We start from the raw sequence: 10,415 nt of genomic DNA, 5'->3' as shown, positions 1-10,415 counted from the left end.
GGCGGGGGCGGTGACGTCCGGGAGCGGCTCACGGATGTGATGGGGCTCGGGCGCGCGCTCGCCGTGACCGGCCGCCTGGACCGGGCCCGCAGCCTGCGTGCCGAGGCGCTCGCCGCCGCGGCGGAGGCGGGGGACCCCGCCCTGGCGGCCGATGTGCTCTCCGCGTTCGCCGTGCCGGCGCTGTGGCCCCGCAACGATGACGAGGCGCTCTCGCGCCGGATCGTCCGGGCCGCCGAGGACGCCCTCGCGGCGCTTCCCGAAGAGCGGCCGGAGCCTGGGGGCGAGCGGCGCAGCCGACTGCTGAGCACCCTCGCCCTGGAGCTGCGCGGCACCGCCGACGGGCGTGGGGAGCGCGCCGCGCGCGCGGCGGAGGACGCCGCGCGCCGCGCGGACAGCCCGGGCGCGCTGGCCCTCGCCCTCAACGCGCGCTTCATGCACACCTTCCAGCGCCCCGGGCTGGCCGCCGAGCGCGCCCGGCTCGGCGCCGGGCTCGTCGGGCTGGCCGCCCGCCACGAGCTGGTGACCTTCGAGGTGCTGGGGCACCTCGTCTGCCTGCAGGCGCGGTGCGCCCTCGCCGACTTCGCCGCCGCCGACGCCCACGCGAAGTCCGCCGACCGGCTCGCCGAGCGCTACGAGCTGCCGCTGGTCGGCGTGTTCACCCAGTGGTACGGGGCGCTGCGGACGGCTGTCGCGGGGCGGCGCGCCGAGGCGGAGGCCGCGTACCGCGCGGCACACGCCCGGCTCGCGGGCAGCGGGATGCCGGGGATGGCGGAGGGGCTGCTGCCGCTGGCCCTCCTTTCCCTGCGGCTGGACGCGGGCGAGTTGGACGCGGACGAGCTGCGCGCGTGGCCCTGGGGCCCGTACGAGCCGTGGGTGCGGCCGCTGGTCCTGCTGGCCGAGGGGCGCGGCGCCGCGGCCGCCGCCGCGCTGCGGGAGCTGCCCCCCTCGCCGCGCGACGCGCTGTACGAGGCCCGGCTGTGCCTGGCCGCGCGTGCCGCGGTCACGCTGGGCGACCGCGGCACGATGCGGGAGCTGCACGCCGAACTGCTCCCGGCCGGGGGCGAGCTGGCGGGCGCGGGCAGCGGCGCGGTGTCCTTCGGGCCGGTCGCCGACCAGCTGGCCGCGCTGGTGCCCCCGGGGTAGGTGCTGCCCCGCCGGCGGGGGCGAGGGGTCAGGACTTCGCCGCGGGGACCTTCGTCGCGGGCTTGCCGTCGACGGCCGCGGCGAGCTGCGGCACCAGCCGCTCCAGCATGTACGGCAGGCTCAGCACCGTCACGAACGACACGGAGTTGCCGTAGTCGCTGCTCTCCTTGATGTAGACCTCACGCTCCTGCTTGACCACCTTCAGGTCGCCGTACAGCGGGTTCTTGTGCAGCTTCGCCTTCCCCTTGTCGGGGTCGGGGGTCAGCCACACCACCGCGTCGGTGTCGAGCAGGTCGGTCCGCTCCTTGCTGAGGTTGGCGCCGAACTCGTCGCCCACCACCTTGTCGAGACCGGCCGGGAGTTTGAAGCCGAGGCCGGTCAGCACGCGCGAGCGCGGGTCCTGGTCCCCGAAGACGAAGAGCCCGTCGCTGGGCGTGGCCATCACCGCGTGCGACGTGGAGAACTCGGGGTGCTTCGCGGTCGCCTCCTTGAAGTCCCCCTCGACGTCGCCGACGAGCTTCTTCGCCTTCCCCTCCTGCCCGAGCGCCTTGCCGATGATCTCGGTCTGCTCCTGCCACGGCACGCCGAAGTCGTTGTACTTCTTCGGCTGGGCCACCACCGGCGCGACCTTCGAGAGGGTCTGGTACTGGGACTTGGTCAGCCCGCCGTACACCGCGAGGATCAGGTCCGGGCGGAGCGCGGCGATCTTCTCCGTCTGCGGCCCCGTGCCGGTGTCCTTGAGGACGGTCGGCGCCTTCGCCTTCCCCAGCTTGTCGGAGGCCCAGGGGCCGATGTTGCCCTTGTAGTCCCCGAGCCACTTGGTGGTGCCGACCGGCACCTTGCCCAGGGCGAGCACGGAGTCCTGGTCGGTCAGGCCGACGGTGACGATGCGCTTGGGCTCGCTCTTGACTGTCGTGCTGCCGTACTTGTGCGGGAGGGTCACCGGGAAGGCGCCGTCGCCGGAGCCGGACTTGGCCGAAGTGTCGGAGGAGTCGTCGTCGGAGCCGCAGGCCGCGGTGGCGACGAGGAGGGTCAGCACGGTGGCGAGCGCCGCGGCGAGCCGTGTGCCTTTGAGCGAGCCGGACATCAGTGTTCCTTCGGGTTGCTGTCGGGGACTGTCGCGTCTGTCGGGGCTGTCGGGGATCAGTGGCCGCCCCCGGACCCGGGAGCGGAGCCGGATCCGGGGGCGGTGCGGCTGTCGGACCACGCCTCCCACAGCGCGGCGTACGGACCGTCGGCGGTACGGAGTTCGTCGTGGGTGCCGCTCTGCACGATGCGCCCGCCGTCCATGACGACGATCCGGTCGGCGGCGGCGGCCTGGGTGAGGCGGTGCGCGACGACGAGCGCGGCGCGGCCCTCGACCGCGCGGGCCGCCGCCCGCTCCAGGGCGCGGGCCCCGGTGCTGCCCGCCTCCGCCGTCGCCTCGTCGAGCACGGCGACCGGCGGGTCGGCCAGCACCAGCCGGGCCAGGGCCAATTGCTGCACCTGGGCGGGGGTCAGCCGGTGGCCGCCCTCGCCGACGACGGTCCGCAGCCCGTCCGGCAGCGCCTCCGCCCACTCCAGGGCGCCCACCGTCTCCAGCGCGGCGCGCACCGCGGCGTCGTCGGCGCCGGGACGGGCCAGCCGCAGGTCGTCCGCCAGCGGCCCGGCGAACACATGGGTCTCCTGGGTGACCAGCGCCACCGGCAGCGCCCCGTTCGCCCCGTCCGCGCTGAGGTCGACGGAGCCGGCGGTGGGTTCGTGGACGCCCGCGACCAGCTTGCCCAGCGTGGTCTTGCCCGCGCCGGTCGGCCCCACCAGCGCCACCCGCTCACCGGGCGCGAGCGTGAGGTCCACCCCGTGCAGGACGGGGCGGCCCGGCTCGTAGGCGTGGCTGAGCCCGGTGGCGGTGACGGCGGCGGCCGTGGCGGTCGCGTCGCTCGCGTCGGTCGCGTCGGGCGCCGTGGACGGCGCCGTGCGCTCCTGGTCCCGCGCGTCCACCTCGTCGGCGATGCCGATCAGGCGGGCCAGTGACGCGGTCGCCGACTGCGCGTCGTCGAGGAGCAGCAGCGCGGAGTTGATCGGCGTGAAGAGGCTGTGGAAGTAGAGCGCGGCGGCTGTCGCGGTGCCGATGGACACGGCGTCGTCCCGCACCAGGAAGTAGCCGGTGAGCAGCACCGCGGCGAGGCCCGCGTACTCGGCCACGTGCAGCCGGTTGTAGAAGCCCAGCACCAGCCGCACCCCGCGCAGCGTCAGCGACACCGCGGCCGCGGAGCGCTCGGTCACCTGTGCGGTGTGCGGCTCCTGGAGCCGGAAGGCGCGTACCGTGTCCGCGCCGCTGATGGAGTCCAGCAACTGCTGCTGCTGGGATCCGGTGGCGACCCGCTGCCGGGCGTAGAGCGGTACGGCGCTGCGCACGTACCAGCGCGCCGTGAACGCCTGGATGGGGACCGCGATCAGCGCGGCGAGGAAGAACCGCCAGTCCAGCGCGGCCATCGCGACCAGGGTCAGCACGATGGCCAGCAGCGAGCGGGCGAACTCCGGCAGCGCGCCGCGCACCGCCTCGCCCACCCGGGAGACGTCCCCCGTGACCCGGGCCGTGAGATCACCGGCGCCCGCCCGCTCCACGCGCTCCAGCGGCAGCCGCAGGGCGCGCTCCACGAACCGCTCGCGCAGCCGCGCCAGTACGGTCTCGCCCAGCTTCGACACCAGCGAGAGGCCCAGCACGGTGGTGCCGCCCTGGACGACGGCCACCACGATCAGCATCACCACGGGGAAGGTGAGCGCGTCGGCGGAGCGGTGCTCGGCGACGACATCCACGACGCGGCCCAGCAGCGGCTGGACGAGGAGCCCGACCGCTGTCGCCGCCACCATGGTGGCGAAGCCGCCGTACGCCAGGGCGCGGTGCGGGCGCAGCAGCCGGCGCACGGCGGCGCGGGTGCGGGCCGGGGTCGCGGTGGGCAGCAGGGTGCGGTCACCGCTTTCCGACCCCTCTTGCGGGGTGCCTTTCTGCGGGGCAGGGGCCGCTCCTGGGCCCGCGTCGCCGTCCGCGGCGGAGTGGTCGGCTTGGTGCTCCCCCACGTTCCCGGCTTCGCTCGAACAGGGGGGACCCCCATCGCGGCGGAGCCGCTCGTCAGCAGGGCCCCGCGCCCCTGCGGGGCGCTCGTCGTTCATCTCGCCGGTCATGCCAGCACCGCCGTTCGGTAGGTCTCGTGGCGGCCGACGAGCACGGAGTGGTGGGCCGTGTCCACCACCCGGCCGCCGTCGAGCAGCGCCACCCGGTCGGTGACGGCGAGCAGGGTGGGGCTGGTGGTGACGAGGACCGTGGTGCGGCTCTTGCGGATCTCCCGGATGCCGGAGGCGATCCTGGCCTCGGTCACGGCGTCCACCGCCGTGGTCGGGTCGTGCACCACCAGCACCGGCCGGTCGGCGGCGAGCGCGCGGGCGAGGGCGACGCGCTGCCGCTGTCCGCCGGACAGCGACCGGCCGCGCTCGCTGACCCGGGTGCCGTCGCCCTCCGGCAGCGCCCGCAGGTCCCGCGTCACCCCGGCGGCCTCCATTGCCGCCTCCGCGCCGACCCCGGCCGCGCGGCTGTCGGCCGGGTCCGTCGCGGACGCCGTGACGTTGTCGCGCACCGTGCCCTCGAACAGGTCCGCGTCGTGGTGGGCGACGAGCACGGCCTCGCGCAGCGCGCCCGGGTCGAGTTCGCTCAGCGGCACGCCGTCCAGTTCCACAGCGCCCTGTTCCGGGTCGGCGTGCCGGGCCAGGCAGCGCAGCAGCGCGGTGGCGTGGGCGGGGTCGGTCGCGACGACGCCGAGCAGTTCGCCGGGCGCGACGTCGAGGTCCACCCCGTCCAGGCCGCCGTGGCGTACGCCGCGCAGCCGTACGCCGCCGCGCACCGGCTGCGGCAGGCCGCGGTCGCCGTCCGGCACGGCGTGCGGCGCGGCCAGCACCGCGGCGATCCGTGCGGCGGAGGCGCGGCCCTGGGCCAGCTCGGCGTTGACCTGGGCCAGCACCTCCAGCGGCCCGATCAGGAAGACGGTCAGCCCGACCGCCGAGACGAGCTGCCCCAGGCTGATGCTGCCGTCGACGGCGAGCCGCCCGCCGACCAGGGCCACGACGGCGATCAGCACGCCGGTCAGCGTCAGCACCATGCCGCGCTGGAACGCCTGGGCGCGCGCGGCGCGCAGGGTGGCGCGCAGCGAGTCGCGGCTGGTGGCGCGGTAGCGGTCGATCGCGGCGGACTCGCCGCCGATGCCCTTGAGCACCCGCAGCCCGGCCACCAGGTCGGCGGCGACGGCCGAGGCGTGCGCGGCGCGCTCCTGCTCGGTCTCGCTGCGCGCCTCCAGCGGCTTGCTCAGCAGATGCCCGAGCCACATCAGCACCGGTGTGCCCAGCAGCACCAGCAGTCCGAGCAGCACGGAGGTGCGCAGCAGGACGACGGCGCACACCGCGATGCCGAGCAGCGCCGCGGTGCCGAACGTCAGCGCCATGGCGGCGGCGCCGACGCGCCGGGAGTCCTCGGTGGTGACGTTGGCCAGTTCGCCGGGGAGCCTGCCGTCCTCGGCGCCGCCCCTGGGGTGCAGGACGCGGCGGACGAGCGAGACGCGCAGCGCGTGGTCGGCCTCGACCCCGGCCTGCTCGGCGGACCAGGCGCCGAACCGGAAGCTGAGCGCGAGCCCCACGTAGACGGCGGCGAGCACGCCCAGCCAGACGCCCAGGGAGCCCGCGTCGGACCCGGCGACGGCGCGGTCGATGACCACGCCGATGAGCACCGGCACCAGCACCTCGCCCGCCTGGTGGCCGGCGCCGAGGACCGCGCCGATGCCGAGCCGCCGCCGCTGACCGGCGACGGCGGCACGCAGCACGTCCCGTCCGCTCGGCCCGGCGGCGGCGGCCGGCCCGCTCACCTGGAGGCCCGCGCGGTCGCGAGGTCGGTGCGGTGCGCGAGCAGCGAGTCCAGGATCTCCCCGGAGCGCACGGCGGTGGTGGACAGCAGGGACGAGGTGATGCCGTGGGTGTGCTCGGTGGCGCCCTGGAGGTAGATTCCGGCGCTGGCCTGGGGAGTGAGGGCCACGCGGTGGTCGCGTTCGATGCGCACCGCGTCGTTGTCGTCGCGCAGGCAGAGTTTGGCGGCCTCGCCGAGGACCGCGCCGATGTCCCGGGGGCGGTAGCCGGTGGCGTGCACGAGCAGGTCGGCGCCGAGGGTCTCGCGCTCGCCGGTGGGGAGGTACTCGACGGTGACGTCCAGCCCGCCGTCGCCCTCCTGGACGTCCCGGATACGGGAGACGTTGCGCACCTTCAGCCGCTCGCGGCCCAGCACCTTCTCGCGGTACATCGTGGAGTAGAGCGACTCGATGAGGTCCATGTCGACCACTGAGTAGTTGGTGCTGCGGTGGTACTCGAACAGGGACTGCTTGACCTCGGGCGAGGAGCGGTAGTAGACGTCCACCGCCTCGGGGTCGAAGATCCGGTTGGCGAAGGGGCTGTCGTCGGCGGGCGTGTACCCGTACTTGGCGAACACCGCGCAGACCTCGGCCTGGGGGAAGGAGCGGTGCAGATAGTCCAGCGCCTCGGCGCCGCTCTGCCCGGCGCCCAGCACCAGGATGCGCTCCACCCGCCGGCCGGACCCCGTCAGCTCCTCGACCCGGGGCAGCAGCTCGCTGTTGTGCCAGACCCGGTCCGACAGCACGGTGCCGGGCGGCAGGTGCGGCTCCAGGCCGACGGCGACGGAGATGTTGCGGGCTCTGCGCACCACGGTGCGCCCGGAGCCCGCGGGGTCCCGGCTGGTCACGTCGAACCAGCGGATCTCGCCGTCCTCGCCGGTCACCGGCTCGACGGCGGTGACCTCGGAGCCGTAGGCCACCATGTCCGCGACGCGGGACGCGGCCCACTCGAAGTACTCGTGGAACTCGATCCGCAGCGGGAAGAGCGTCTTGGCGTTGAGGAAGTCCACCAGCCTGCCGCGCTCCTGCAGGAAGCACAGGAAGCTGAACTCGCTGGCCGGGTTGCGCAGCGTGACCAGGTCCTTGAGGAAGGACACCTGCATCGTGGCATCGTCGATGAGCATCCCTCGGTGCCAGCCGACCGAGGGCTGGCGTTCCAGGAACGCGGCCCGGAGCCGTTCCTGTGGAGCAGCGCGCGCGTTGTGCTCCTCGATCGCTATGGCCAGTGCCAGATTTGACGGCCCGAAACCGATTCCGAGCACGTCATGGATGGTGTCTGGCTCATCGAGCAGTGGGTTCACCGCAACTTCCTCTCACCTCGGCGCCACTGATATTAAATAAGGTTAGGCTTACCTTGCAACGTGGTCGCCGGAGAGAGGAATGGCTATGCGGGTCGTCATGTTCGGATATCAGACGTGGGGGCACCGGACGCTCCAGGCTCTGCTGGAGTCCGACCATGAGGTGGTCATGGCCGTGACCCACCCCAGAAGCGACCACGCGTACGAGAAGATCTGGGACGATTCGGTCGCCGAGCTCGCCGAGAAGCACGGCGTCCCGGTGCTGCTGCGCAACCGCCCCGACGACGCGGAGCTGCTGGCCGCGCTGCGCGACGCGGCCCCCGATCTCATCGTCGCGAACAACTGGCGCACCCAGCTCCCCCCGGAGGTCTTCGACCTCCCGGCGCACGGCACGCTGAACGTGCACGACTCGCTGCTGCCCGCCTACGCGGGCTTCTCGCCGCTGATCTGGGCGCTGATCAACGGCGAGCGGGAGGTCGGCGTCACCGCGCACCGGATGAACGCGGAGCTGGACGCGGGCGACGTGCTGCTGCAGCGGGCCGTCCCGGTGGGCGAGCGGGACACCGTCACCGACCTGTTCCACCGCACCGTCGACCTGATCGCGCCCGTCGTCGACGAGTCGCTGGAGCTGATCGCCTCCGGGCGGGCCCGCTGGATCCCGCAGGACCGCAGCCGGGCCACGTTCTTCCACAAGCGGTCCCTGGAGGACAGCCGCATCGACTGGACCTGGCCTGCCGAGGACCTCGACCGGCTGGTGCGCGCCCAGTGCGACCCGTACCCCAACGCGTTCGCGTACCACCGGGGCAGCCGGCTCCGGATCGTCGCGGCCTCGGTCTCCGAGCGGCCCTACGGCGGGACGCCGGGCCGCATCTTCATCCCCGAGGGCGACGGCGTCGTCATCGTCGCCGGGGCCGAGGCGCGCACCGGCCGCCTCCCCGGCCTCCGGGTGGAGCGGGTCCGCCTCGACGACGGTACGGAGTACGCGGCGCGCGACTACTTCCGCACGATGGGCGGCTACCTCACGTCCCGGCCGTAGCGTGCTGCCGGGCAGGGGCAGCCCCTGCCCGGCTACGGGACCCGGGCCGCCGCCTCCGCCGCTTCCTCCACTTCCGCCACCTTCTCCACCGGCTCCGCGTCGTGGTGGTGGCGGCCCATCGGGACGACCAAGGGGGTACCGCTGACCGGGTCCACACTCACCCGGCAGCGCAGGTCGAAGACGTCCGCCACGGTCTGAGCCGTGATGACCTCGCCCGGCGAGCCCTCCGCCGCGATCCGGCCCGCCTTCATCGCGATGACGTGGTCCGCGTACCGGCAGGCGTGGTTGAGGTCGTGCAGCACCATCACGATGGTGCGGTCCTCGCGCCGGTTGAGGTCGGTGATCAGGTCCAGGACGTCGATCTGGTGGGCGAGGTCGAGATAGGTGGTGGGCTCGTCCAGCAGCAGGACCGGGGTGCCCTGGGCGACGGCCATCGCGATCCAGGCGCGCTGCCGCTGGCCGCCGGAGAGCTCGTCGACCGGCCGGTCCGCGAGGTCCGTCATGTTCGTTGCGGCCAGCGCTTCGTGCACGGCGCGCTCGTCGCCGCGCGACCACTGCCGCCACCACGTCTGGTGCGGGGAGCGGCCCCGGTTCACCAGGTCGATGACGGTCAGGCCCTCCGGGGCCACCGGGCTCTGCGGCAGGATGCCCAGGCGCTGCGCCAGCTCCCGGGTGGGTATGGAGTGCAGGGCCTTGCCGTCGAGCTGGACGGTGCCGTCCTTGGGTGCGAGCAGCCGGGCCAGGGCGCGCAGCAGGGTGGACTTGCCGCACGCGTTCGCGCCGACGACGGCGGTGATCCGGCCGGGCGGGACGGCCAGATCGAGGCCGTCGACGACCAGCCGGTTGTCGTACGCCAGGCGCACCCCCCGCGCCCGCAGGTCCGGGTGGGTCGACCGGGGATCTGTCGACATGGGTCATCAGCCTCCTGAACCCGCGCGGTTGGCGCGGACGAGCAGCCAGAGCAGAACCGGCGCGCCGAGGACGCCGGTGACGACGCCCACCGGCAGTTCGGTGCCGGAGATGAGGGTACGGGCGATGAGGTCCGAGCCCAGGACCATCGCCGCGCCGGTGAGCCCGGCGGCGACGGGGGGCGGCCAGGCCGTGCCCGCCAGCCGCTGCGCGATCTGCGGCGCCGCGAGCGCGACGAACGCGACCGGGCCCGCCGCGGCGGTGGCGAACGCCACCAGCCCGACGCCGGTGAGCAGGACGGCCAGATGGACCGTCTGCACCCGGGTGCCGAGCCCCGTGGCGACATCGTGCCCCAGTTGGACCGTGCGCAGCAGCCGGCCCAGCAGCAGCGCCGTGGGCAGCAGCACCGCCATCGCGACCGCGAGCGGGGTGACATGGGTCCAGGTGCGGTTGTTGAGGTTGCCGACGAGCCAGCCGAGCGCGGCCTGCGCCTGGAACCGGCCGCCGCGCGCGACGAGATAGTCGGTGGCGCTGGTGCAGATCCAGGCGATGCCGATGCCGACCAGGATGATGCGGTAGCCCGTGGTGCCGCGCCGCCAGGCCAGCACATAGACGAGCAGCGCCGTGGTCAGCGCGCCGAGCAGCCCCAGCGTCTGGGTGCCCAGCCCGCCGTCCCAGCCCAGCACGATGCCCGCGACCACCGCGGTGCCCGCGCCCTGGGTGAGCCCGATCATGTCGGGGCTGGCCAGCGGGTTGCGGGTGAGGGTCTGGAAGAGCCCGCCGGAGACGCCGAACGCGATCCCGGCCAGCAGCCCGACCAGGGCGCGCGGCAGCCGCAGCTCCCGGACCACCAGTTCGGTGCCGGGGTCGGCGGAGCCGAACAGCGCCCGTACGACGTCGGTGACCGCGATCGGGAAGTCCCCGAACGACAGGCCCCAGCAGAACAGGCCGACGACCGCGGCGGCGAGCAGCGCGCACAGCGCCAGCAGCCGGGGGCGGAAGACCCCCGAGACGGGCGGCACCGCGAGGCGGTAGGTGCGGAACGCGCGCGGCGGGGTGCGGCCGCCCGCGTCCGCCGCCTCCGTGGAAGCGGACGGCGCGGGG

General features: G+C 74.5%; 7 protein-coding genes and 1 pseudogene. 2 read left to right on the top strand and 6 right to left on the bottom strand.

The genetic code is table 11. The features are described 5' to 3' along the window. A pseudogene (locus G5C65_RS22445) lies at positions 1-1,143 on the top strand (SARP family transcriptional regulator); the annotation flags it as partial. 28 nt (positions 1,144-1,171) lie between these two features. On the opposite strand, the gene G5C65_RS22440 reads toward G5C65_RS22445, so the two are convergent. The 4 genes from G5C65_RS22440 to G5C65_RS22425 all read right to left on the bottom strand — a co-directional run bounded on the left by G5C65_RS22440 (position 1,172) and on the right by G5C65_RS22425 (position 7,339). Beyond that, a complete protein-coding gene (locus G5C65_RS22440; RefSeq protein WP_165300710.1) occupies positions 1,172-2,230 on the bottom strand; it encodes an iron-siderophore ABC transporter substrate-binding protein in 1,059 nt (352 codons plus the stop codon). A gap of 56 nt (positions 2,231-2,286) precedes the next feature. After that, positions 2,287-4,203 (bottom strand): ABC transporter ATP-binding protein, encoded by a 1,917-nt coding sequence (locus G5C65_RS22435; protein WP_420903347.1) that lies wholly within the window; start codon positions 4,201-4,203, stop codon positions 2,287-2,289. 101 nt (positions 4,204-4,304) lie between these two features. Continuing rightward, positions 4,305-6,032, bottom strand: a complete 1,728-nt coding sequence (locus G5C65_RS22430; RefSeq protein ID WP_338146584.1) for an ABC transporter ATP-binding protein — start codon at positions 6,030-6,032, stop codon at positions 4,305-4,307. Beyond that, the gene (locus tag G5C65_RS22425; RefSeq protein ID WP_420903348.1) at positions 6,029-7,339 is read right to left on the bottom strand and encodes a lysine N(6)-hydroxylase/L-ornithine N(5)-oxygenase family protein; all 1,311 of its coding nucleotides are present in this window, start codon (positions 7,337-7,339) and stop codon (positions 6,029-6,031) included. Before G5C65_RS22425 ends, G5C65_RS22430 begins: the two co-directional genes overlap by 4 nt. Before the next feature lie 115 nt (positions 7,340-7,454). On the opposite strand from G5C65_RS22425, the gene G5C65_RS22420 reads away from it, so the two are divergent. Further along, positions 7,455-8,402 carry a methionyl-tRNA formyltransferase gene (locus G5C65_RS22420; protein WP_165300708.1) on the top strand — a complete coding sequence of 316 codons (948 nt, stop codon included), beginning with the start codon at positions 7,455-7,457 and terminating at the stop codon, positions 8,400-8,402. A 32-nt stretch (positions 8,403-8,434) separates the two neighbouring features. Here G5C65_RS22420 and G5C65_RS22415 read toward each other — a convergent pair whose 3' ends face one another. Then, a complete protein-coding gene (locus G5C65_RS22415; RefSeq protein ID WP_165300707.1) occupies positions 8,435-9,313 on the bottom strand; it encodes an ABC transporter ATP-binding protein in 879 nt (292 codons plus the stop codon). Positions 9,314-9,319: 6 nt separating this feature from the next. Next, positions 9,320-10,333, bottom strand: coding sequence for an iron chelate uptake ABC transporter family permease subunit (locus tag G5C65_RS22410; RefSeq protein WP_165300711.1), 1,014 nt, complete (start codon positions 10,331-10,333; stop codon positions 9,320-9,322). Positions 10,334-10,415 lie beyond the last annotated feature (82 nt).

Origin of the sequence: Streptomyces boncukensis (assembly GCF_011045075.1) — a bacterium.
Lineage (GTDB): Bacteria > Actinomycetota > Actinomycetes > Streptomycetales > Streptomycetaceae > Streptomyces > Streptomyces boncukensis.
This window is presented reverse-complemented; position numbering and strand designations above follow the sequence as displayed.

Bases quoted from the DNA above. Each gene is read 5' to 3' on its own strand.
- G5C65_RS22440 (WP_165300710.1), bottom strand. From the start codon at position 2,230: ATGTCCGGCTCGCTCAAAGGCACACGGCTCGCCGCGGCGCTCGCCACC.
- G5C65_RS22420 (WP_165300708.1), top strand. From the start codon at position 7,455: ATGCGGGTCGTCATGTTCGGATATCAGACGTGGGGGCACCGGACGCTC.
- G5C65_RS22415 (WP_165300707.1), bottom strand. From the start codon at position 9,313: ATGTCGACAGATCCCCGGTCGACCCACCCGGACCTGCGGGCGCGGGGG.